The following is a 21,512-nucleotide window of genomic DNA, read 5'->3' on the forward strand; positions in this document are numbered from 1 at the left end:
GCATCGTGGCCGAGACCACCGCTGAGCAGCCGCTCGAAGAGACCGACATCGAGCAGTACACCACCGAGTCCGAGGTGCCCGTCGAGGGCGAGTACACCTCGGAATCCCTCGCCTCCGCCTTCGGCGAGCCCCAGCCGGCCGCCGGGCTGGGCCGCCGTAAGAACGCCATCGCCCGCGTCCGGATCGTCCCGGGCACCGGCAAGTGGAAGATCAACGGCCGCACCCTTGAGGACTACTTCCCCAACAAGGTGCACCAGCAGGAGGTCAACGAACCGTTCAAGGTTCTTGAGCTGGACGACCGTTACGACGTCGTCGCCCGCATCGCCGGCGGCGGTGTCTCGGGTCAGGCCGGCGCCCTGCGCCTGGGTGTGGCCCGCGCGCTGAACGAGGCGGACGTGGACAACAACCGCGGCCCGCTGAAGAAGGTCGGCTTCCTGCGCCGTGACGACCGTGCGGTCGAGCGGAAGAAGGCCGGTCTGAAGAAGGCCCGCAAGGCCCCGCAGTACAGCAAGCGCTGATCGTCGCCTGCTCGTACGACCTGGTTCGCCCCGGCGGCACGATGTGCTGCCGGGGCGAACCCGTTTTCTCGGCTCACCACAAGGGTTGGCACAAGTTCGGAGGACACCAGTGGGACGACTCTTCGGCACGGACGGTGTGCGCGGTGTCGCGAACGCGGATCTGACGGCGGAGCTCGCGCTCGGCCTGTCGGTCGCGGCGGCGCATGTACTGGCGGAGGAGCGCTCCCCGGAGGGGCATCGGCCGGTGGCCGTGGTCGGGCGGGATCCGCGGGCGTCCGGGGAGTTCCTGGAGTCGGCGGTGGTGGCCGGTCTCGCCAGTGCCGGAGTGGACGTCCTGCGGGTCGGGGTGCTGCCGACGCCGGCGGTGGCGTATCTGACCGGGGCGCTCGGGGCGGACTTCGGTGTGATGCTGTCCGCCAGCCACAACGCGATGCCGGACAACGGCATCAAGTTCTTCGCCCGCGGCGGCCACAAGCTGGCCGACGAGCTGGAGGACCGGATCGAGGGCATCTACGCGGAGCACCGCACCGGCGCCCCGTGGGACCGTCCGACCGGTGCCGGGGTGGGCCGGGTCAAGGACTACGACACCGGCTTCGACCAGTACATCGCGCATCTCATCGGGGTGCTGCCGAACCGGCTGGACGGGCTGAAGGTCGTCCTGGACGAGGCGCACGGGGCGGCGTCCCGGGTGTCGCCGGAGGCGTTCGCGCGGGCCGGGGCCGAGGTCGTCACCATCGGCGCGGACCCGGACGGCCTCAACATCAACGACGGTTGCGGCTCCACCCATCTCGGTCTGCTGAAGCAGGCGGTGGTCGAGCACGGCGCCGATCTCGGGGTCGCGCACGACGGTGACGCGGACCGCTGCCTCGCCGTGGACCACACCGGGGCCGAGGTGGACGGGGACCAGATCCTCGCGGTGCTGGCGCTGGCGATGCGGGAGCGGGGTGCGCTGCGCTCGGAGACGGTGGTGGGCACCGTGATGTCGAATCTGGGCTTCAAGCTCGCCATGGAACGCGAGGGTGTGTCCCTGGTGGAGACCGCGGTCGGGGACCGTTATGTGCTGGAGGCGATGAAGGAGCACGGCTACGCACTCGGCGGTGAGCAGTCCGGGCATGTGATCATCCTCGATCATGCGACCACCGGCGACGGCACCCTCACCGGGCTGATGCTGGCGGCCCGGGTCGCGTCCACCGGGCGTCGGCTCGCGGAGCTGGCCGCGGTGATGCAGCGGCTGCCGCAGGTCCTGGTGAACGTGCCGGACGTGGACCGGTCCCGGGTGGCCACCTCCGCCGAACTCGCCCAGGCCGTGGCCGACTCGGAGCGGGAGCTGGGTGCCACCGGCCGGGTGCTGCTGCGGCCCTCGGGGACCGAGCCGCTGGTGCGGGTGATGGTGGAGGCCGCCGACATCGAGCAGGCCCGGTCGATCGCGTCCCGGCTCGCGGACGCGGTGAAGACGGCTCTGGGCTGAGTCTCGATCTCCTTGTCGGACAAGGCTGTTGCGGCCCGTCGTGGTGAACTCCACGGCGGGCCGCGGTCGTTGGGGCCGTGCGGCGGCGGTCAGAGCTTGCGGAGGCTGAGTTTGCGTACCTTGTGGTCGGCGCCCTTGCGTATCACCAGGGTGGCGCGGCCGCGGGTGGGGGCGACGTTCTCCACCAGATTGGGCTTGTTGATGGTGCGCCAGGTGGTGCGCGCGTAGTCCAGCGCCTCCTCCTCGGAGACCTGCGTATAGCGGCGGAAGTACGAGGACGGGTCCTGGAAGGCGGTCTGCCGCAGTTTGCGGAAGCGGCTCAGGTACCACTGCTCGATGTCCTCGGTGCGCGCGTCGACATACAGGCTGAAGTCGAAGTAGTCGGCGAGGCCGACCCGGGTGCGGCCGTCCTTGCCGGGGAGGGCGGGCTGGAGGACGTTGAGGCCCTCCACGATGAGGATGTCGGGGCGGCGCACGGTGAGCCGGCGGCCCGGCACGATGTCGTAGATCAGGTGGGAGTAGACGGGTGCCGTCACCTCGTCCTTGCCGGCCTTGATGTCGGCGACGAAGCGGGTGAGCGCCCGCCGGTCGTAGGACTCGGGGAAGCCTTTGCGGGAGACCAGGCCGCGTTCGCCGAGGTCCTTCATCGGCAGCAGGAAGCCGTCGGTGGTGACGAGTTCGACCCGCGGGTGCTCGGGCCAGCGGGCCAGCAGCGCCTGGAGGAGCCGGGCCACGGTGGACTTGCCGACGGCGACCGACCCGGCGACGCCGATCACGAACGGGGTGCCGGACTGGGATCCCTGCTCACCGAGGAAGGTGTTGAGGGCGCCGCGGAGGGTGTCGGTGGCGCCGAAGTAGAGGTTGAGGAGCCGGGACAGCGGCAGATAGATGTCCCGTACCTCGTCGAGGTCGATGACGTCGCCGAGGCCGCGCAGCTTCTCCACCTCCTCGGCGGTCAGCGGCAGCGGCGTCTTGTCCCGCAGGGCGCTCCACTCGGCACGGGTGAGGTCGACGTAGGGAGTCGCCTCCGGCCTGGGCCGGTGGGCGCTCCGGGAGGAGACCGGAGAGATCACCGTCTCATTGTCGCGGCTGCCCGCCGCCCGCGGAGCGTGGGGTACGTCACCTTGCCCCGTCCCCCCTTGGCGGTCCCGGAACGGCACCCTCGGCGAGCGCGCCCTAGGCTGCCGCTTATGTGCGGAATCGTGGGTTACGTCGGAGGCCGGTCGGCGCTCGATGTGGTGCTCGCCGGGTTGAAGCGGCTGGAGTACCGCGGCTATGACTCGGCCGGAGTGGCCGTGCTGGCGGACGGCGGGCTCGCCGCGGCGAAGCGCTCCGGGAAACTGCTCAACCTGGAGAAGGAGCTGGCGGACCGTCCGCTGCCGGCCGGTGCCGCCGGGATCGGGCACACCCGCTGGGCCACCCACGGCGGCCCCACCGACACCAACGCCCACCCGCATCTGGACAACGCGGGCCGGGTCGCCGTCGTCCACAACGGCATCATCGAGAACTTCGCCGCACTCCGCGCCGAACTCGCCGAACGCGGCCGGGACTTGGTCTCCGAGACGGACACCGAGGTGGTGGCGCATCTGCTCGCCGAGGAGTTCTCCACCACCGCGGACCCGGGCGACGCGATGCGGCTGGTCTGCCGTCGGCTGGACGGCGCCTTCACCCTGGTCGCGGTCTTCGCCGACGCCCCGGACGTGGTGGTCGGCGCCCGCCGGAACTCCCCGCTGGTGGTGGGCGTCGGCGACGGCGAGGCCTTCCTCGCCTCGGACGTCGCCGCGTTCATCGCCCACACCCGCTCCGCCCTCGAACTCGGCCAGGACCAGGTGGTGGAGGTACGCCGGGACGCGGTGTCCGTCACCGGCTTCGACGGCACCCCCGCCGAGGCCCGCGCCTACCACGTCGACTGGGACGCCCGCGCCGCGGAGAAGGGCGGCTACCCCTCCTTCATGCTGAAGGAGATCGCCGAGCAGCCCAGGGCCGTCGCCGACACCCTGCTCGGCCGGGTCGACGCCACCGGCACCCTCAGCCTCGACGAACTGCGCATCACCCCCGCCGAACTCCGCGAGATCGACAAGGTGGTGATCGTGGCCTGCGGCACCGCCTACCACGCGGGCCTCATCGCCAAGTACGCCGTGGAGCACTGGACCCGCATCCCCTGCGAGGTGGAGCTGGCCAGCGAGTTCCGCTACCGGGACCCGATCCTGGACCGGCGGACGCTGGTGGTCGCCGTCTCCCAGTCCGGGGAGACCATGGACACCCTGATGGCGCTGAGGCACGCCCGCGAGCAGGGCGCCCGGGTGGTGGCCGTCTGCAACACCATCGGCTCCACCATCCCCCGCGAGTCCGACGCCGCGCTCTACACCCACGCCGGCCCCGAGGTCGCCGTCGCCTCCACCAAGGCCTTCCTCACCCAACTCGTCGCCTGCTATCTGCTGGCGCTCTACCTGGGGCAGGTACGCGGCACCAAGTGGGGCGACGAGATCCGCGCCGTCGTCCGCGATCTGGCCCGGATCGGGGACGAGGTGGAGCGGGTGCTGGCCACCATGGAGCCGGTGCGGGAACTGGCCAGGTCGCTCGCGGACAAGGACACGGTGCTCTTCCTCGGGCGGCACGTCGGCCACCCGGTCGCCCTGGAGGGCGCGTTGAAGCTGAAGGAACTGGCGTATATGCACGCCGAGGGCTTCGCCGCGGGGGAGTTGAAGCACGGGCCGATCGCGCTGGTCGAGGAGGATGTGCCGGTGGTGGTGATCGTGCCCTCGCCCCGCGGCCGCTCCCTGCTGCACGACAAGATCGTCTCCAACATCCAGGAGATCCGCGCCCGCGGCGCCCGCACCATCGTGATCGCGGAGGAGGGCGACACGGTGGTGGAGCCCTACGCCGACCACCTGGTGCGGGTGCCGGCCACCCCCGTGCTGCTCCAGCCGCTGGTGGCCGCCGTACCGCTCCAGGTCTTCGCCTGCGAACTGGCCACCGCCCGCGGCAACGAGGTCGACCAGCCGCGGAATCTGGCCAAGTCGGTGACGGTGGAGTGAGATCATGCCGCCTGGACGTACGGGCGGCCGCGGGCGGTCGGGCGTCCGGCGGGGCTCCCGGTGGGCGGGGGACGTCCAGGAGTGAGGGGAACGGTTGTGATCATCGGGGTGGGGATCGACGTGGCGGAGATCGACCGGTTCGCCGGGGCCCTGACCCGCACCCCGCAACTGGCCCGGCGCCTCTTCCTGCCCACCGAACTGACGCTGCCCGACGGTGAGCGCCGCGGCACCGCCTCCCTCGCCGCCCGCTTCGCCGCCAAGGAGGCCCTGGCCAAGGCCCTCGGCGCCCCCGCGGGGCTGCGCTGGACGGACGCCGAGGTGTACGTCGAGGACAACGGTCGCCCCCGGCTGCGCGTCCAGGGCACCGTCGCCGCCCGCGCCGCCGAACTGGGCGTGCGCTCCTGGCATGTCTCCCTCAGCCATGACGCGGGTGTGGCCTCCGCGGTGGTCATCGCCGAAGGGTGAGCCAACCGGGCCGCGGGGCACGGCAGTTGGGCGCTGGTGACGGTCTGCCCGGCGTCCGGCCCGGACGGCCGCGGGACTCCGGCGCCGGGAAGCCGCCCGCCTCCGCAGAGGGCAGACTGAACCGTATGCGTACCGCACACAGCGTGAAGACGGTGAGGGCCGCGGAGCAGGCCCTGATGTCCCGCCTCCCCGACGGCGCCCTGATGCAGCGCGCCGCCGCCGGTCTCGCCGCGTCCTGCGCCGAACTGCTCACCTCAGCATCCGCCACCGGCCGCCGCGGCGGCCGCGGCGTCTACGGGTCCCGCGTCACCGCCCTCATCGGCAGCGGCGACAACGGCGGTGACGCGCTGTACGCCGCGGCCCGGCTGGCCCGCCGTGGCGCCGGGGTGACCGCGCTGCTGCTGTCCCCGGACCGCACCCACCCCGGGGGACTGGCCGCGCTGCGCGCCGCGGGCGGCTCGGCACGGGCGGCCGGCGAGGACCCGGCGGCGGACACGGCACTGGTCCACCGGGCCGACCTGGTCCTGGACGGCATCGTCGGGATCGGCGGCAGCGGCGGCCTGCGTCCGGCGGCGGTACCGCTGGCGGCCGCGGCCCGCGCCTCCGCCGCGCCGGTGGTCGCGGTGGATCTACCGAGCGGTGTGGAGGCGGACAGCGGCGAGGTCCGCGGCGAGGCGGTACGCGCCGACCTCACCGTCACCTTCGGCACCCACAAACCGGGCCTGCTGATCGACCCGGGACGCAGCCACGCCGGCGCGACCCGTCTGATCGACATCGGCCTCGGCCCCGAACTCCCCGACGAAGCGGAACTGGAGGCACTGCAATACGCCGATGTGGCCCGGCTGCTGCCCCGCCCGGCCGCGGAGAGCGACAAGTACCGCCGCGGTGTGGTGGGCGTCATCGCGGGCTCGGCCCGCTATCCGGGCGCCGCGGTGCTGGCGGTGGCCGGGGCGCTGCGCGGCGGTGCGGGCGCGGTGCGCTATGTGGGGCCCGCCGCGGACGCGGTGATCGCCCGCTTCCCCGAAGTACTGGTCTCGGTCGGCTCGCCGGGCAAGGCGGGGCGGGTGCAGTCCTGGGTGGTCGGGCCCGGCATCGGGGACGACGCGGAGGCCGTGGACGAGGTACTCGCCTCCGATGTGCCGGTACTGGTCGACGCGGACGGCCTGCGGCTCTCCCAGCGCGGCGCGGTACGGGCCCGCCGGGCACCCACCCTCCTCACCCCGCACGCCGGCGAGGCGGCCGCCCTGCTCGGCACGGAACGCCGCCACGTCGAGGCCGCCCGACTGGCCTCGGTACGCGAACTCGCCGCCCGCTACGGGGCGTCGGTGCTGCTCAAGGGCTCGACGACACTGGTCGCGGCGCCCGAGGGGGGAGCGGTGCGGGTGAACCCGACGGGGACGCCGTGGCTGGCGACGGCGGGCAGCGGCGATGTGCTCTCCGGGCTCGCGGGCTCGCTGCTCGCGGCGGGCCTCGGGGCGGTGGACGCCGGATCCACGGCTGCCTATCTGCACGGCCTCGCGGGGCGCTTCGCTGCGGACGGCGCCCCGGCCGGGGCACACGATGTGGCCGACTGCATCCCACGGGCCTGGCGCGATGTGTGCGAGAGCGCGTGAGGTCCGCCTGCACCCTTCGTACGCAGGGGAGTTGAGATTTCCGCGCGAAAGCGCGTGACGTTTCGCGGTGGGCGGTGTCTGAGGTGGTGAGGGGCGCAGAGACCGCTCCTCATCGGCGGCATCGAGCCGGACGGAGGCGGAGCGGATGAGGACACAGCAGGCGGGGACGGGTTCGGGTGTCCTGCACGGGCGTCGGGGGCGGGGCGGCCTGAGAGACTGGGGGAGCGATGAATCAGAGAGAGACCCGGCCCCCGGGCGAAGCCCTGCGGGCCCATGCGCTGATCGACCTGGCGGCCCTGCGCGCCAATGTCCGGACGCTGCGCGCGCGGGCCCCGCACGCCGCGTTCATGGCCGTGGTGAAGGCCGACGGCTACGGCCATGGTGCGCTGCCCTGCGCCGAGGCCGCCCTCGACGCGGGCGCGAGCTGGCTCGGCACCGCCACCCCGCAGGAGGCGCTGGCCCTGCGCGCCGCCGGGATCGGCCCCGACCGGGCGCGGGTCATGTGCTGGCTGTGGACGCCGGGCGGGCCATGGCGGGAGGCCGTCGAGGCGGACATCGATGTGTCGGTGAGCGGACTGTGGGCGCTGCGCGAGGTGGCGGCGGCGGCCCGGGAGGCGAGCCGTCCCGCCCGGGTGCATCTGAAGGCGGACACCGGCCTGGGCCGCAACGGCTGCCAGCCGGCGGACTGGGCGGAGCTGGTCGAGGAGGCGCTGCGGGCGGAGGCGGCAGGCCTGCTGCGGATCACCGGCCTGTGGTCCCACTTCGCCTGCGCCGACGAGCCCGGACACCCGTCGATCGCCGCCCAACTCGACGTCTTCAGCGCCATGATGGCGGAGGCGGAGCAGCACGGCGCCCACCCCGAGGTACGCCATATCGCCAACTCGCCCGGCACCCTGACCCTGCCCGAATCCCACCTCGACCTGGTGCGCCCCGGCATCGCCATGTACGGGCTGTCGCCGAGCCCCGAGGTGGGCACCCCGGCCGATCTGGGGCTGCGGCCGGTGATGACGCTCACCGCCGCACTCGCCCTGGTGAAGCAGGTACCCGGCGGCCACGGCGTGAGCTACGGCCACCACTACGTCACCCCCGGCGCCACCACCCTCGGCCTGGTGCCGCTCGGGTACGCGGACGGAATCCCGCGCCATGCCTCCGGTACGGGACCGGTGCTGGCCGGGGGGAAGTTGCGGACGGTGGCGGGCCGAATCGCCATGGACCAGTTCGTAGTCGACCTCGGCGGGGACGAACCGTCCAGCGGAGGCGAGGCCGTGCTCTTCGGCCCCGGCGACCGCGGCGAGCCCACGGCGGAGGACTGGGCCCAGGCCGCGGGCACCATCGCCTACGAGATCGTCACCCGCATCGGCCCCCGCGTCCCCCGGGTGTACACCGGCACCTGACGGGACGGCCCCGATCCACCATGCCCGGTCAACGGGTTGATCGTTCCGTGACCGGAAGCGGGTAGAACGTACTGGCGGGCCGAGTACCGCTGAGATGACTGAGACCAACCGAGTACGGCTGAGACGGCGAGGACAAGGAGCGGCACGTGGCGGAGAGCGGCGCGGGGGCGGCCGGCACCTGGCGGCGGGCCGGTATCGCGGGCGCGGCGCTGGGCGCGGTGGCGGCGGGCGCCGCGGCCACCGTGGCCATAGAGCGGATGACGGTGGGCCGGGGCATACGCCGCAAGGCACAGCTCACCCTGGAGGCCACCGGCCCGTACGGCGCGCTCCGCGGCACCCCCGGCCAGGCCGTGGCCGACGACGGCACCTCCCTGTACTACGAGGTGGACGAGGTGGGCGAGGTGGAGCCGGACGGCGGTCCGGAGTCGCGTCGCCGGCGGCTCTTCGGCGACCGCGTTCCCGCCCCGGTGACCGTCGTCTTCAGCCCCGGCTACTGCCTCAACCAGGACTCCTGGCACTTCCAGCGGGCCGCGCTGCGCGGCGTGGTCCGCACCGTGTACTGGGACCAGCGCAGCCATGGCCGCTCCGGCCGCGGCGAGAGCCAGCGGCGGGGCGAAGCCGTCAGCATCGACCAGCTCGGCCGGGACCTGAAGGCGGTGATCGACGCCGCCGCCCCCGAAGGCCCCCTGGTCCTGGTGGGGCACTCCATGGGCGGGATGACGATGATGGCGCTGGCCGACCAGTATCCGGAGCTGGTGCGGAAGCGGGTGGCGGCGGTCGCCTTCATCGGCACCTCCGCGGGCCGGCTCGAAGAGATCACCTACGGGCTCCCGGTGATGGGAGCGAACGCGGTACGGCGGGTGCTGCCCGGGGTGCTGAAGGCGCTGGGCACCAGGGCCGAGCTGGTGGAGCGGGGGCGGCGGGCCACCGCCGAGCTGTTCGGCTATGTCATCAAGCGGTACTCGTTCGCCTCCCGGGATGTGGATCCGGCGGTGGTGCGCCTCGCGGAGCGGATGATCGAGGCCACCCCGATCGATGTGGTCGCCGAGTTCTATCCGGCGTTCGCCGACCATGAGAAGACGGCGGCGCTCCAGCGGTTCGCCCACCTGCCCGCCCTGGTGCTGGCGGGTGACGGGGATCTGGTGACGCCCAGCGAGCACAGCGAGGCCATCGCCGATGCGCTGCCGGAGTCCGAGCTGGTGCTGCTGCCGGACGCCGGGCACCTCGCCATGCTGGAGCACCCCGACGCGGTCACCGATCGGCTGGCGGACCTGCTGGTACGCGCCGGAGCGGTGCCCGCAGCCGCTACCGTTGGCCGGTATGGACGTACCAGCAGCACCCGCGGCCGTGGACGGCCGGGCGGCTGACGGGGTGGCACCGCAGTCCGCCGCCCCCGGCGCCACGGCCCGGATCACTCTCAACTCGCCTGAGCAGACACAGCAGTTGGGCCGGCGGCTCGCCGGGCTGCTGCGCCCCGGTGATCTGGTGATGCTCACCGGCGAGCTGGGCGCCGGCAAGACCACGCTGACCCGGGGCCTCGGTGAGGGCCTGGGGGTGCGGGGCGCGGTCACCTCGCCGACCTTTGTGATCGCCCGGGTCCACCCCTCCCTCGGTGACGGTCCGCCGCTGGTGCATGTCGACGCGTACCGTCTCGGTGGCGGGCTGGACGAGATGGAGGACCTCGATCTGGAGGTGTCGCTGCCCGAGTCGGTGATCGTCGTGGAGTGGGGCGAGGACAAGGTGGAGGAGCTGTCCGAGCAGCGGCTGCACATCGTCATCGACCGGGCCACCGGCGACAGCGTCGGCGGGGAGGACGAGATCCGTGAGATCACCCTGCGCGGTTTCGGCAGCCGGTGGACCCAGGAGGATCTGGCGTCGCTCGCGGGGCCGCCCGGGGCCGGTACCTGACCGGAAGCCACTCCCCGGATCCGGCGGTCGTCCGCGCTGACCTGCCGCGGCGGGAAGTTACCGACGAGCTGCCGGGAAGTTGTTGCGTCAGCGGGGCTCGGCGTGGTCACATGGGCGAAGGGTCGGGTTAGGTCTGCCTAACCGCATCCGCCCGAGCGTCAGGGAGGCGCCCATGCCGGCCGAAGACCACCATGTCCCGCCGAACGCACCGGCCGTCTCCATGAGCGAGTTGCTGGCGTCCTGCGCCGCTGCGGCCGCGATCTCCACCCCGCCCCGCGCCCCGGAACCACACCCGGCGAAGCCCCCGCACCACCTGCGCCCCGCCGAAGCCGAGTCCGAAACCGGGGCCGAAGCCGAGCCCGAGGAGCCGCGCGCCGCCTGAGCCTTCCGGCTTGAAGCGCGGGGCCGGGCGGTGGCGGGGCTACTTGACGACGATGACCGGGCGGTTGATGCCGGCGAACTCCCACATCGCGGCGCCGTCCGCGCGCCTCTCCCGGATTCCGCCGGTCCGCTTCACCGGGTCGGGGTCCGGCATGGAGCCGTCCACCGCCGCGCTGAAGCCGATCGTCACCCCGTCCACCACGGCGAAGCGGACCACATGCTCGATCGGCACGCCGTCGGAACCGGCCACCGAGTTGGTGCGGGAGGTGACCGCGAAGGTGCCCGGCTTGGGATCGACGGCGCTGGGCGCCACCTTGAAGGTGCGCTGGACCGCGTTCTTGGCGCCGACCAGCCACACCCGGTCCGCGCGCAGCGAGTACACCACCCGCTGACCGGTGCCGGAATGCGCCGGCAGGGCCTCGGGATCCGGCTTGGGCTGCGGCGACCTGGAGGCGGAGGCTTCCGGTCCGCGCTGTCCGCCCGGGTGGGCGGTGAGACCGTCGGGGGCGCTGGCCGCGGCCTGGTAGGCGAGGAACCCGACGGCGGCGACGGCCGCGACGGTCAGTCCCGCCACCATTCCCGAGCTGCTCCTGGACACCGGGGCCGCCTCTCCTCGCTCCGCTTCGACATCAACGCACGTGGACACGCTGCCGCGCGCCGCAGGTGACGGTAGCAGCAGGTGCGGGTGGTGCCGGGGCGGCCGTGCCACGCCCGCCGGAGCCGTAGGCTGTCCGTGTGCTCTTGCTCGCTCTGGATACCGCCACACCCGCCGTCACCGTCGCCCTCCACGACGGGGACGCGGTCCTCGCCTCCCTGAGCCGGGTGGACGCCCGCCGCCACGGGGAGTTGCTGCTGCCCGCCGTCGACCGGGCGCTGACCGAGGCGGGGCGGACCCTCGCCGAGGTGACGGAGATCGCGGTCGGCGTCGGCCCCGGTCCGTACACCGGGCTGCGCGTCGGGCTGATGACCGCGGACACCTTCGGGCTGGCGCTCGGGGTGCCGGTGCACGGCGTCTGCACCCTGGACGCGCTCGCCCACGCCTACCGCGCCACCGGCGGCCCCGGCCCGTTCACCGTGGCCACCGACGCCCGCCGCAAGGAGGTCTACTGGGCGCGCTACGCGGACGACGGCACCCGTACCGGCGGGCCTGCGGTGGACCGCCCGGCGGAGATCGCGGAGCAGGTCGCCGGGATGCCCGCGGTCGGTTCGGGCGCCGAGCTGTACCCGGAGGTCTTCCGCGACATCCGGCCGCCCGCCCTGGCCGACGCCGCCGCGCTGGCCGCCTTCGCCGTGGAGCGCCTGGCCGCCGGGGAAGAGCTGCTGCCGCCGCGGCCCCTCTATCTGCGCCGCCCCGACGCGCAGGTGCCGAAGAACTACAAGGTGGTCACCCCGCGGTGACCGCCGCCGCCGACCCGCAGACCACTGGCCGCACCGCCGTACTGCGCGAGATGCGCTGGTGGGACATCGACCCGGTGCTGGAACTGGAGCGTGCCCTCTTCCCGGAGGACGCCTGGTCGCGCGGAATGTTCTGGTCCGAGCTGGCGCACGCCCGTGGCCCCGGCGCCACCCGCCGCTATGTGGTCGCCGAGTCCGGCGGCCGGCTCCTCGGCTACGCGGGCCTCGCCGCGTCCGGCACCGCCCCCGACGGCACCCCGTCCGACGGCACGCCCCCGCCTCCGTCCGAGGGCGGCCCCGTCTCGGCCGATGTGCAGACCATCGCCGTCGCCCGTGAGCAGTGGGGGACCGGGCTCGGCGGCCGGCTGCTGGCTGAACTGCTGCGCCACGCGACGGCTTTCGAGGCGGCCGAGGTGCTGCTGGAGGTGCGGGTGGACAACGTCCGCGCCCAGAAGCTCTACCGGCGCTTCGGCTTCGAACCGGTCGGCCTGCGCCGCGGCTACTACCAGCCGGGCAATGTCGACGCCCTGGTCATGCGGCTCATCACGACCGGCGACCCCGCGGCACCCCCCGCCCACCCCGAGTAACGATCCACCAGGCCCCAAGGAACCGACACCCATGGCTGACTCACCCGCCCCACGCGCCGCCCGCGCCCCGCGCGAAGAGCCGCTGGTCCTCGGCATCGAGACGTCCTGCGACGAGACCGGAGTGGGCGTCGTCCGCGGCACCACCCTCCTCGCGGACGCCGTGGCCTCCAGCGTCGAGGAACACGCGCGCTTCGGCGGAGTGGTGCCCGAGGTCGCCTCCCGGGCACACCTGGAGGCGATGGTTCCGACGATCGAGCGGGCCCTGAAGGAAGCCGGGGTCGCCCCGTCCGACCTGGACGGCATCGCCGTCACCGCGGGCCCGGGACTGGCCGGCGCCCTGCTCGTCGGGGTCTCCGCCGCCAAGGCCTACGCGTACGCCCTGGGCAAGCCGCTCTACGGGGTCAACCACCTCGCCTCGCACATCTGCGTCGACCAGCTCGAACACGGCACGCTGCCCGAGCCGACGATGGCGCTACTGGTGTCCGGCGGGCACTCCTCGCTGCTGCTGTCCAGCGACATCACCTCCGATGTGCGGCCGATGGGCGCCACCATCGACGACGCGGCCGGCGAGGCCTTCGACAAGGTGGCCCGGGTGCTCGACCTGGGCTTCCCCGGCGGCCCCGTCATCGACCGCTACGCCCGCGAGGGAGACCCCGCCGCCATCGCCTTCCCCCGCGGCCTGACCGGACCGCGGGACGCCGCGTACGACTTCTCCTTCTCCGGGCTGAAGACGTCCGTGGCCCGCTGGATCGAGGCGAAGCGGGCGGCGGGCGAGGAGGTGCCGGTACGGGATGTGGCCGCGTCCTTCCAGGAGGCCGTGGTCGATGTGCTGACCCGCAAGGCGGTCCGCGCCTGCAAGGACGAGGGCGTGGACCATCTGATGATCGGCGGCGGGGTGGCGGCCAACTCGCGGCTGCGCGCGCTCGCCCAGGAGCGGTGCGAGGCGGCCGGGATCCGGCTGCGGGTGCCGCGTCCCAAGCTGTGCACGGACAACGGGGCGATGGTCGCGGCCCTCGGCGCGGAGATGGTGGCCCGCGGCCGTACCGCCTCCGACTGGGACCTGCCAGCGGACTCCTCGCTCCCGGTGACCGAGCCGCACGTCCCCGGCACGGGACACGGCCACACACACGGCCACGCACACACCCATGACCATGTGCACGAGCTGGCGAAGGACAACCTCTACTCATGACCGTGGCCCTGATGTGGGAGGCCCGAGCGGCGCACGGCCGCGGCCCCGAACTCCTCGACTGGGCCCGCGCCCGCACCCTCGACCCGGCCCCGCTCCGCCGCGAGACCCTCACCGCCCCCCGGGACCGCGTCCTGGTCATGACCTGGTGGGACGCCCCGTACGAGGCCGAGCTGCCGGAGCTGCCCGAGCCGCCCGCCGAACTGCTGTACCGCCCCCCGCACCGCTGGCGCTTCGAGACCGCCTGACCGGGCCCGCACACCGCCTCCGCGCTCGCCGCCGCGGAGGCTATCCTGCCGGGGCGCGGCGCGGGACCCCGGCGGGACCGGGGACGAGGGGGAGCGGATGAGCTGGTACTGGTGGATCCTGATCGTCTTCTGGATGGGCGGCTTCGGCTGGCTCGCCGACACTGTGCGCACCGCGATGCGCAACCGGCACGAACGCCGGATGGAGATGCTGGAGGCCCAGCGGGACGAGCGGCTGGCGGTGGAGGCGGCGCAGCGCCCGCCCGAGCCGGTCTGCGGCTGCACCCACCACCTCGCCAAGCACGACAAGCAGGGCGCCTGCCACGAGCGGGTCGAGGTGCCGACCGCCTGGGACGAGAACAAGAAGCCGGTCCGCTTCGAGTCCGGCACCTGCAACTGCCAGCAGTACGTGGGCCCGCAGCCCCTCTCCCAGGTCTACGCCGACGAACTCACCGACCTCGACTGACGCCGGGACAACGGGAGTTCAGACCGCGGCGGGCCGTCCGACCAACATGCTGGGCGCGCCGTCCACCCGGGTCAGGAAGACGGTCGCCGCGTTCGGGCCCTGCGGCCTGACCTTGCGGCGCAGCTCCTCCGGCTCGACCGCCGAGCCCCGCTTCTTCACCGTCAGCACCCCCACCCCCCGCTCCCGCAGCAGCGCCCGCAGCCGCTTCACCTGGAACGGCAGCACATCGGTGATCTCGTACGCGGTGGCGAAGCCGGTGGCGCGCAGGATGTCGGAGGTGACATAGGCGATGCTCGCGTCGAGCAGGCCGCCGTCTACCTCGCGGGCCGCCTCCGCGACCAGATGGGCACGGATCACGGCGCCGTCCGGCTCGTAGAGGTAGCGGCCCGGGGCGCGGACCGGCGGGTCGGGCAGGCCCGCTCCGGTGAGGGTGCGCGGGCCCGGCAGCAGGGTGGCGCGGACCGAGCCGGGGGAGGTGCCGAACCACAGCACGGCCTCCTTCACGTCCCCGCCGTCCGAGACCCACTCGGCCCCGGCGTCCTCCGGCACCGCCTCGTGCGGCACCCCGGGGGCGACCTTCAGCGCGGCGTACCGGGCGCCGCGCGCCAGCGCCACCGCCTGCGAGAGCGGCGGGGAGTACGCCTCCGGATCGAAGACGCGGCCCCGGCCGCCCCGCCGCGCCGGATCCACGAACACCGCGTCCCAGCCCGCGGTGTCCACCTCGGCGACATCCGCCTCCCGCACCTCGATCAGGTCCGCCAGGCCCAGCGCCTCGGCGTTGGCGCGGGCCACCGCGCAGGCCAGCGGGGAGCGGTCGACGGCGAGCACCCGGATCCCGGCGCGGGCCAGCGCGACGGCGTCACCGCCGATCCCGCAGCACAGATCGGCCACCGAGGACACGCCCAACTCCCGGAAGCGCTCGGCCCGGTGGCGGGCCACCGAGGCGCGCGTCGACTGCTCCACCCCGGCGGCGGTGAAGAACATCCGCTCCGCGTCCGCCGCCCCGAACTTCGCGGCGGCCCGCTGCCGCAGCCGGGCCTGCCCGAGCGCGGCGGAGACCAGGGCGGCGGGATGCTCGCGCCGCAGCCTGGTGGCGACGGCCAACTCCCGGGCCGGTTCGGTGCCTTGGACCGCCGCCAGCAGGGCGCGGCCCTCCTCGGTGCGCAGCGCGGCGAAGGCGGCGGTCTCGTCGGGCGAAGTGCGGTCGGTCACCCACCCATTGTGGGCCCCGTCCGGGGGCGCTCCGCGGGGGCCCCGCGACACGACACCCCGCACGCCACTGGCACTCCGCTTGACCGAGTGCTAATCGCAGTCATAGTCTCAGCTCTGGCACTCCCCACAGGAGAGTGCCAACTACGCGACAGGCAGGTCCGGCACCCGCGACGACGGATCCACCTGGTCGCCACCTCAGACAGTTAACCCCGTGAGATCTCCGAAGGGGGAGGTCGGATCGTGACGACCGCCAGCTCCAAGGTTGCCATCAAGCCGCTTGAGGACCGCATCGTGGTCCAGCCGCTCGACGCCGAGCAGACCACGGCTTCGGGCCTGGTCATTCCGGACACCGCGAAGGAGAAGCCCCAGGAGGGCGTCGTCCTCGCCGTCGGTCCGGGCCGTTTCGAGAACGGCGACCGTCTGCCGCTCGACGTCAAGACCGGTGACGTCGTGCTCTACAGCAAGTACGGCGGCACCGAGGTGAAGTACAACAACGAGGAGTACCTCGTCCTCTCGGCTCGCGACGTGCTCGCGATCATCGAGAAGTAACTCACCCGAGTTCCGTCTCTGCTTGCAGTTCCGCTTGCAGCTGCGCCCCTGGCCCCCGCGACCTAAGAAGCCGGGCGCCCGGGGCGCAGTTGGTTCAACCGAGTTCCGAGAGGGCTGAAACGCTCCCATGGCGAAGATCCTGAAGTTCGACGAAGACGCCCGTCGTGCCCTTGAGCGCGGCGTCGACAAGCTGGCCAACACGGTCAAGGTGACCATCGGCCCCAAGGGCCGCAACGTCGTCATCGACAAGAAGTTCGGCGCCCCCACCATCACCAACGACGGCGTCACCATCGCCCGCGAGGTCGAGGTCGAGGACCCGTACGAGAACCTCGGCGCGCAGCTCGTGAAGGAGGTGGCGACCAAGACCAACGACATCGCGGGTGACGGCACCACCACCGCCACCGTGCTCGCCCAGGCCCTCGTCAAGGAAGGCCTGCGCAACGTCGCCGCCGGCGCCTCCCCGGCCCTGCTCAAGAAGGGCATCGACGCCGCCGTCAAGGCCGTCTCCGACGACCTGCTCGCCACGGCCCGCCCGATCGACGAGAAGTCCGACATCGCCGCCGTCGCCGCGCTGTCCGCCCAGGACCAGCAGGTCGGCGAGCTGATCGCCGAGGCCATGGACAAGGTCGGCAAGGACGGCGTCATCACCGTCGAGGAGTCCAACACCTTCGGTCTGGAGCTCGACTTCACCGAGGGCATGGCCTTCGACAAGGGCTACCTGTCGCCGTACTTCGTCACCGACCAGGAGCGTATGGAGGCCGTCCTCGACGACCCGTACATCCTGATCCACCAGGGCAAGATCGCCTCCATCCAGGACATGCTGCCGCTGCTGGAGAAGGTCATCCAGGCCAACGCCTCCAAGCCGCTGCTGATCATCGCCGAGGACGTCGAGGGCGAGGCCCTCTCCACCCTCGTCGTCAACAAGATCCGCGGCACCTTCAACGCCGTCGCGGTGAAGGCCCCCGGCTTCGGCGACCGCCGCAAGGCGATGCTCGGCGACATGGCCACCCTCACCGGCGCCACCGTCATCGCCGAGGAGGTCGGCCTCAAGCTCGACCAGGCCGGCCTGGACGTACTGGGCACCGCCCGCCGCGTCACCGTCACCAAGGACGACACCACCATCGTCGACGGCGGCGGCAGCTCGGAGGACGTGGCCGGCCGCGTCAACCAGATCAAGGCCGAGATCGAGGCCACCGACTCCGACTGGGACCGCGAGAAGCTCCAGGAGCGCCTCGCGAAGCTGGCCGGCGGCGTCTGCGTCATCAAGGTCGGCGCCGCCACCGAGGTGGAGCTGAAGGAGAAGAAGCACCGCCTGGAGGACGCCATCTCCGCGACCCGCGCCGCGGTTGAGGAAGGCATCGTCTCCGGTGGCGGCTCCGCCCTGGTCCACGCCGTCAAGATCCTCGACGGCAACCTCGGCAAGGACGGCGACGAGGCCACCGGTGTCGCCGTGGTCCGCCGCGCCGCCGTCGAGCCGCTGCGCTGGATCGCCGAGAACGCCGGCCTTGAGGGCTATGTGATCGTCTCCAAGGTCGCCGAGCTCGACAAGGGCAACGGCTACAACGCGGCCACCGGCGAGTACGGCGACCTGGTCAAGGCCGGCGTCATCGACCCGGTCAAGGTCACCCGCTCCGCCCTGGAGAACGCGGCCTCCATCGCCTCCCTGCTGCTCACGACCGAGACCCTGGTCGTCGAGAAGCCGGCCGAGGAGGAGCCCGAGGCCGCCGGCCACGGTCACGGCCACGCCCACTGATCCACCCCGCGCACCGACCGAGGCCCGGTCCCCCTCACCAGGGGACCGGGCCTCAGCCCTTCCTCAACTCCCTTACTGCGGGCCGTACTTCCGCCCCGTCCGCGCACTGACCCCGCCCACCAGCCCCCGCGGGGCCAGCTTCGCCAGCCCCATCAGCGCCTTGTACCGCGGATCCGGAACGGACAGCGACCGCCCCCGCGCGAGATCCGCGAGCCCGGCCGCCACCACCTTGTCCGCGTCCAGCCACATCCACCCGGGAATGCTGTCCGTCCCCATCCCGGCCCGCTCATGGAACTCGGTCCGCACGAACCCGGGGCACAGCGCCATCAGCCGCACCCCCGACCCGGCCAGATCCCGCGCCGCGCCCTGAGTGAACTGCACCACCCACGCCTTCGACGCCCCGTACGTCCCACGCGGCACGAACGCGGCCACCGAGGCCACGTTCACCACACCACCGCGGCCCCGCTCCCGCATCGGCCCGGTCGCCGCGGACGTCAGCCGCAGCACCGCCTCGCAGTGCACCTTGAGCATGGTCAACTCGTCGGCCACGGGCACCTGGAGGAAGCGGCCCTTGTTGCCGAACCCGGCGTTGTTGACCAGCAGATCGACCGGGGCCCGCCCGTCCCCCAGTCGCTCGGCGACGGCCTCGATCCCTCCGTCCGTGGCCAGGTCGGCGGTCAGTACCTGCGCCTCCACCCCGTGCCGGTCGTGCAGTTCGGTGGCCTGGCCGCGGAGCCGTTCGGTGTCGCGGGCCACCAGGACCAGGTCGTGTCCGTCGGCGGCGAGCCGACGCGCGAAGGCCGCGCCGATCCCCGAGGTCGAGCCAGTGATCAGAGCCGTTGTCATGGCCCCAGGCTAGACGCTGCACCGGGCCCGACCGGACACGTCAACTCAGGCCCGCCCGGGCCCCGATGTACCGCAGCGCCGCCGCCCGCGCCTCGGAATGCAGCGCCGCCCCGGCGTCCAGCAGCCGCGGCAGCAGCTCCCGTTCGGTGGTCATGGCACGGAAGTGCACGGCCACGGTGACCTGGTGGCGGGGCCGGTGCAGCACCTCGATCGGGTCGCCGGCCCGGATCTCCCCCGGCTCGACCACCCGCAGATAGGCGCCCGGCGACGCGGCCCGAGTGAAACGCCGCACCCACCCCGGCTCACCGAGACGACCGGCGAACGTACGGCAGGGGACGCGCCCACTGGTCACCTCCAGTACCGGGCCGCCGCCGATCCGCCAGCGCTCACCGATGAGGACGGCGGCCAGATTGAGGCCCCCGGTGGTGAGGTTCTCGCCGAAGTGACCGTTGGGCAGGGGCCGGCCGAGCGCCTCCTGCCAGGAGTCGAGCTCCTCCCGGGCGAAGGCGTACACGGCCTGCTCGTCACCCCCGTGATGCCGCGTATCGCAGACCGCGTCCCCCGCCAGCCCACTGCCACCGACCCCCTTCGGCCCCGGAGCGGCCACCCGCACCGGCCCGTCGACCGGCCGCTTGTCGATACCGCTGAGCCCCTCCGGCTGACCGGTGTACGGCACGCGCCGAGCACGCCCGAGGTTCAACGACAACACCCGCCCCGACCGCCCCACCACCACCCTGCCCGCATCGTCCTCTACGTCCCTTTTCTCCATGTCCTCAGTCTCGGGTGCAGGCCCCTGGAGCCGCCACCTAAAAGCGGCTGCCCATGATCGGGGTGCGGTCCCAAGCACCACTTATGCTGGAACGGTGATCGAAGCCCGCCACCTCCGCGTCCTGCGCGCCGTCGCCGCCGCCGGCTCGTTCTCCGCCGCCGCCCGCGAACTGGGCTGCACCCAGCCCGCCGTGAGCCAGCAGATGAAGGCCCTGGAAACCTCCGCGGGCACCCCGCTGCTGATCCGCGCCGGCCGCGAAATGCGCCTCACGGAAGCCGGCGAAGCACTCGTACGGCACGCGGCGGGCGTCCTCGCCGGACTCACCGCGGCCGAGGAGGAAGTAGCGGCCATCGCCGGGCTGCGCGCCGGCCGGGTCCGCCTCGTCTCCTTCCCCAGCGGCAGCTCCACCCTGGTCCCCGCGGCCCTCGCCGCCCTCCGCGCCGCCCACCCCGGCACCCGCGTCTCCCTCGTCGAAGCGGAACCCCCGCGCTCGGTGGAGATGCTCCGCGCCGGCGACTGCGACATCGCCCTCGCCTTCCGCTACGAAGGCACCCGCACCGAAGGCGCCCGTACCGACGCCGCTGAGGACTGGGGCGACCTCGTGGCACGCCCCCTGCTCGCCGACCGGCTGGTGGGCCTGGTCCCGGAAACCCACCGGCTGGCCGGCAAGGAGTCGGTGGCGATCGAGGAACTCTCCCAGGACCCGTGGATCGTCGGCTGCCCCCGCTGCCGCAGTCAACTGATCGAGGTCTGCCGAAGCGCCGGCTTCGCCCCCCGCATCGACTTCGCCACCGACGACTACCCGGCAGTCGCAGGCCTCGTCGCCGCCGGCCTCGGAGTCGCCGTACTACCCGGCCTCGCCCTGCAATCGGTACGCACCGAGGGCCTCCGCACGGTGGCGGTGAACCCCGCGGTACGCCGCGAGGTGGTCGCCCTCACCCTCCCCGACCTGGCCCGAGTCCCCGCCGTAGCGGCCACCCTGGACCACTTGGAGCGCACGGCGGGACGGTGAGCGTTTCGTTGCGGGGCGCGCTCGCGGAGATATCGGCGGGTGCGGGGTTCGGCTGGGCGCGGAGCACTGCTCACAGCCGGGATAACCGCTCTCGAAGTGGAGCGCCGCTCTCTCAAAGTGGAGCGCTGCTCGCAAGCCAGAGCGCCGATCACGAACGGGAGCACCGCTCACGTAAGAGAGCGCCGTTCATATAGGAGAGCGCCGCTCACGTAGGAGAGCACCGCTCGCATCCCGGAGTGCCGCCCCGAATCAGAGCACCCCCCATCGACATCAACACAGGCCGGAGCACCGCTCACGAACCCCGTGGACAGGTCATGCAGAAACGTTCCTTCACAAGTGGCGAGGCGTGATCGTCAAGCTTGGTGCAGGCCGGGGCCGCCGGACGGCGAGGTCGCGGGGGCGCTGGAGGCGGTGGCCGGGACCAGTCGGTTGCGGGCCCGCCCCATCAGCTCCTCGCGCTCGTCCTCGGTCAGCCCGCCCCACACCCCGTACGGCTCTCGTACGGCCAGCGCGTGGGCGGCGCATTCCGAGCGCACGGGGCAGCGCATACAGACCTCCTTGGCCGAGTTCTCGCGTGCACTCCGGGCCGCTCCGCGTTCGCCCTCCGGGTGGAAGAAGAGGGAGCTGTCCACTCCGCGGCACGCGGCGAGGAGCTGCCAGTCCCACAGATCTGCGTTCGGGCCGGGAAGGCGGGAGAAATCTGCCAT

General features: G+C 73.0%; 23 protein-coding genes. 17 read left to right on the forward strand and 6 right to left on the reverse strand.

What is annotated here, in order from left to right; genetic code table 11:
- The first annotated feature begins 5 nt into the window (after positions 1 to 5).
- Together rpsI and glmM are read left to right on the forward strand one after the other, a co-directional pair.
- Positions 6 to 518, forward strand: a complete 513-nt coding sequence (gene rpsI / locus ACFVST_RS04575; RefSeq protein ID WP_390146821.1) for a 30S ribosomal protein S9 — start codon at positions 6 to 8, stop codon at positions 516 to 518.
- Positions 519 to 627: 109 nt separating this feature from the next.
- Positions 628 to 1,986 carry a phosphoglucosamine mutase gene (gene glmM / locus ACFVST_RS04580; RefSeq protein ID WP_390146823.1) on the forward strand — a complete coding sequence of 453 codons (1,359 nt, stop codon included), beginning with the start codon at positions 628 to 630 and terminating at the stop codon, positions 1,984 to 1,986.
- Positions 1,987 to 2,075: 89 nt separating this feature from the next.
- Here the strand turns inward: glmM and coaA are convergent, their stop codons facing one another.
- Positions 2,076 to 3,059, reverse strand: coding sequence for a type I pantothenate kinase (gene coaA, locus ACFVST_RS04585; RefSeq protein ID WP_390146824.1), 984 nt, complete (start codon positions 3,057 to 3,059; stop codon positions 2,076 to 2,078).
- 117 nt (positions 3,060 to 3,176) lie between these two features.
- On the opposite strand from coaA, the gene glmS reads away from it, so the two are divergent.
- The 7 genes from glmS to ACFVST_RS04620 all read left to right on the forward strand — a co-directional run bounded on the left by glmS (position 3,177) and on the right by ACFVST_RS04620 (position 10,786).
- Positions 3,177 to 5,024: a glutamine--fructose-6-phosphate transaminase (isomerizing) gene (glmS, locus tag ACFVST_RS04590; RefSeq protein WP_390146826.1), complete on the forward strand. Its 1,848-nt coding sequence runs from the start codon at positions 3,177 to 3,179 to the stop codon at positions 5,022 to 5,024.
- Between the two features lie 96 nt (positions 5,025 to 5,120).
- On the forward strand, positions 5,121 to 5,489 hold the full coding sequence (locus ACFVST_RS04595) for a holo-ACP synthase (RefSeq protein ID WP_390146827.1): 369 nt from the start codon (positions 5,121 to 5,123) through the stop codon (positions 5,487 to 5,489).
- A 125-nt stretch (positions 5,490 to 5,614) separates the two neighbouring features.
- On the forward strand, positions 5,615 to 7,102 hold the full coding sequence (locus ACFVST_RS04600) for an NAD(P)H-hydrate dehydratase (protein ID WP_390146829.1): 1,488 nt from the start codon (positions 5,615 to 5,617) through the stop codon (positions 7,100 to 7,102).
- 227 nt (positions 7,103 to 7,329) lie between these two features.
- Positions 7,330 to 8,496: an alanine racemase gene (gene alr, locus ACFVST_RS04605; RefSeq protein WP_390146830.1), complete on the forward strand. Its 1,167-nt coding sequence runs from the start codon at positions 7,330 to 7,332 to the stop codon at positions 8,494 to 8,496.
- A gap of 146 nt (positions 8,497 to 8,642) precedes the next feature.
- Positions 8,643 to 9,863 (forward strand): alpha/beta fold hydrolase, encoded by a 1,221-nt coding sequence (locus ACFVST_RS04610; protein WP_390146832.1) that lies wholly within the window; start codon positions 8,643 to 8,645, stop codon positions 9,861 to 9,863.
- The gene (tsaE, locus tag ACFVST_RS04615) at positions 9,817 to 10,404 is read left to right on the forward strand and encodes a tRNA (adenosine(37)-N6)-threonylcarbamoyltransferase complex ATPase subunit type 1 TsaE (RefSeq protein WP_390146834.1); all 588 of its coding nucleotides are present in this window, start codon (positions 9,817 to 9,819) and stop codon (positions 10,402 to 10,404) included. The genes ACFVST_RS04610 and tsaE overlap by 47 nt, the downstream gene beginning before the upstream one ends.
- Before the next feature lie 172 nt (positions 10,405 to 10,576).
- Positions 10,577 to 10,786 carry a hypothetical protein gene (locus ACFVST_RS04620; protein WP_390146836.1) on the forward strand — a complete coding sequence of 70 codons (210 nt, stop codon included), beginning with the start codon at positions 10,577 to 10,579 and terminating at the stop codon, positions 10,784 to 10,786.
- Positions 10,787 to 10,825: 39 nt separating this feature from the next.
- Here ACFVST_RS04620 and ACFVST_RS04625 read toward each other — a convergent pair whose 3' ends face one another.
- Complete coding sequence (locus ACFVST_RS04625) at positions 10,826 to 11,383, reverse strand: hypothetical protein (protein ID WP_390146838.1); 558 nt, start codon at positions 11,381 to 11,383, stop codon at positions 10,826 to 10,828.
- Between the two features lie 137 nt (positions 11,384 to 11,520).
- Here ACFVST_RS04625 and tsaB point away from each other — a divergent pair, with 137 nt between their 5' ends.
- The 5 genes from tsaB (at position 11,521) to ACFVST_RS04650 (ending at position 14,664) form a co-directional block, all read left to right on the forward strand.
- Positions 11,521 to 12,183, forward strand: a complete 663-nt coding sequence (gene tsaB / locus ACFVST_RS04630) for a tRNA (adenosine(37)-N6)-threonylcarbamoyltransferase complex dimerization subunit type 1 TsaB (RefSeq protein WP_390146840.1) — start codon at positions 11,521 to 11,523, stop codon at positions 12,181 to 12,183.
- A 50-nt stretch (positions 12,184 to 12,233) separates the two neighbouring features.
- Positions 12,234 to 12,767, forward strand: a complete 534-nt coding sequence (locus ACFVST_RS04635; RefSeq protein ID WP_390146943.1) for a GNAT family N-acetyltransferase — start codon at positions 12,234 to 12,236, stop codon at positions 12,765 to 12,767.
- Positions 12,768 to 12,798: 31 nt separating this feature from the next.
- Positions 12,799 to 13,956 carry a tRNA (adenosine(37)-N6)-threonylcarbamoyltransferase complex transferase subunit TsaD gene (gene tsaD / locus ACFVST_RS04640; protein WP_390146842.1) on the forward strand — a complete coding sequence of 386 codons (1,158 nt, stop codon included), beginning with the start codon at positions 12,799 to 12,801 and terminating at the stop codon, positions 13,954 to 13,956.
- Entirely contained in the window at positions 13,953 to 14,201 is a 249-nt protein-coding gene (locus ACFVST_RS04645; protein WP_390146843.1) for a hypothetical protein, read from the forward strand. Before tsaD ends, ACFVST_RS04645 begins: the two co-directional genes overlap by 4 nt.
- Before the next feature lie 97 nt (positions 14,202 to 14,298).
- The gene (locus ACFVST_RS04650) at positions 14,299 to 14,664 is read left to right on the forward strand and encodes a hypothetical protein (RefSeq protein ID WP_390146845.1); all 366 of its coding nucleotides are present in this window, start codon (positions 14,299 to 14,301) and stop codon (positions 14,662 to 14,664) included.
- An 18-nt stretch (positions 14,665 to 14,682) separates the two neighbouring features.
- Here the strand turns inward: ACFVST_RS04650 and ACFVST_RS04655 are convergent, their stop codons facing one another.
- On the reverse strand, positions 14,683 to 15,876 hold the full coding sequence (locus ACFVST_RS04655; protein ID WP_390146847.1) for a methyltransferase domain-containing protein: 1,194 nt from the start codon (positions 15,874 to 15,876) through the stop codon (positions 14,683 to 14,685).
- A gap of 240 nt (positions 15,877 to 16,116) precedes the next feature.
- Between ACFVST_RS04655 and groES the strand changes: the two genes are divergently transcribed.
- Positions 16,117 to 16,425, forward strand: a complete 309-nt coding sequence (gene groES, locus ACFVST_RS04660) for a co-chaperone GroES (RefSeq protein WP_390146849.1) — start codon at positions 16,117 to 16,119, stop codon at positions 16,423 to 16,425.
- A 127-nt stretch (positions 16,426 to 16,552) separates the two neighbouring features.
- Positions 16,553 to 18,178 carry a chaperonin GroEL gene (gene groL, locus ACFVST_RS04665; RefSeq protein WP_390146850.1) on the forward strand — a complete coding sequence of 542 codons (1,626 nt, stop codon included), beginning with the start codon at positions 16,553 to 16,555 and terminating at the stop codon, positions 18,176 to 18,178.
- A 72-nt stretch (positions 18,179 to 18,250) separates the two neighbouring features.
- On the opposite strand, the gene ACFVST_RS04670 is transcribed toward groL, so the two are convergent.
- Complete coding sequence (locus ACFVST_RS04670; protein ID WP_390146852.1) at positions 18,251 to 19,024, reverse strand: SDR family NAD(P)-dependent oxidoreductase; 774 nt, start codon at positions 19,022 to 19,024, stop codon at positions 18,251 to 18,253.
- A gap of 40 nt (positions 19,025 to 19,064) precedes the next feature.
- Positions 19,065 to 19,793, reverse strand: coding sequence for an MOSC domain-containing protein (locus ACFVST_RS04675; protein ID WP_390146854.1), 729 nt, complete (start codon positions 19,791 to 19,793; stop codon positions 19,065 to 19,067).
- A gap of 94 nt (positions 19,794 to 19,887) precedes the next feature.
- Between ACFVST_RS04675 and ACFVST_RS04680 the strand changes: the two genes are divergently transcribed.
- Positions 19,888 to 20,805 (forward strand): LysR family transcriptional regulator, encoded by a 918-nt coding sequence (locus tag ACFVST_RS04680; RefSeq protein ID WP_390146856.1) that lies wholly within the window; start codon positions 19,888 to 19,890, stop codon positions 20,803 to 20,805.
- Between the two features lie 353 nt (positions 20,806 to 21,158).
- Here the strand turns inward: ACFVST_RS04680 and ACFVST_RS04685 are convergent, their stop codons facing one another.
- Positions 21,159 to 21,512 (reverse strand): WhiB family transcriptional regulator, encoded by a 354-nt coding sequence (locus ACFVST_RS04685; RefSeq protein ID WP_390146858.1) that lies wholly within the window; start codon positions 21,510 to 21,512, stop codon positions 21,159 to 21,161.

The organism is Streptomyces sp. NPDC058045 (genome assembly GCF_042885635.1).
GTDB lineage: Bacteria > Actinomycetota > Actinomycetes > Streptomycetales > Streptomycetaceae > Streptomyces.

Excerpts from the sequence above, each read along its gene's own strand:
- glmS (WP_390146826.1), top strand. The coding sequence starts at position 3,177 with ATGTGCGGAATCGTGGGTTACGTCGGAGGCCGGTCGGCGCTCGATGTG.
- ACFVST_RS04600 (WP_390146829.1), top strand. The coding sequence starts at position 5,615 with ATGCGTACCGCACACAGCGTGAAGACGGTGAGGGCCGCGGAGCAGGCC.
- alr (WP_390146830.1), top strand. The coding sequence starts at position 7,330 with ATGAATCAGAGAGAGACCCGGCCCCCGGGCGAAGCCCTGCGGGCCCAT.
- tsaE (WP_390146834.1), top strand. The coding sequence starts at position 9,817 with ATGGACGTACCAGCAGCACCCGCGGCCGTGGACGGCCGGGCGGCTGAC.
- ACFVST_RS04620 (WP_390146836.1), top strand. The coding sequence starts at position 10,577 with ATGCCGGCCGAAGACCACCATGTCCCGCCGAACGCACCGGCCGTCTCC.
- ACFVST_RS04635 (WP_390146943.1), top strand. The coding sequence starts at position 12,234 with ATGCGCTGGTGGGACATCGACCCGGTGCTGGAACTGGAGCGTGCCCTC.
- tsaD (WP_390146842.1), top strand. The coding sequence starts at position 12,799 with ATGGCTGACTCACCCGCCCCACGCGCCGCCCGCGCCCCGCGCGAAGAG.
- ACFVST_RS04645 (WP_390146843.1), top strand. The coding sequence starts at position 13,953 with ATGACCGTGGCCCTGATGTGGGAGGCCCGAGCGGCGCACGGCCGCGGC.
- ACFVST_RS04650 (WP_390146845.1), top strand. The coding sequence starts at position 14,299 with ATGAGCTGGTACTGGTGGATCCTGATCGTCTTCTGGATGGGCGGCTTC.
- groL (WP_390146850.1), top strand. The coding sequence starts at position 16,553 with ATGGCGAAGATCCTGAAGTTCGACGAAGACGCCCGTCGTGCCCTTGAG.
- ACFVST_RS04670 (WP_390146852.1), bottom strand. The coding sequence starts at position 19,024 with ATGACAACGGCTCTGATCACTGGCTCGACCTCGGGGATCGGCGCGGCC.
- ACFVST_RS04675 (WP_390146854.1), bottom strand. The coding sequence starts at position 19,793 with ATGGAGAAAAGGGACGTAGAGGACGATGCGGGCAGGGTGGTGGTGGGG.
- ACFVST_RS04685 (WP_390146858.1), bottom strand. The coding sequence starts at position 21,512 with ATGGCAGATTTCTCCCGCCTTCCCGGCCCGAACGCAGATCTGTGGGAC.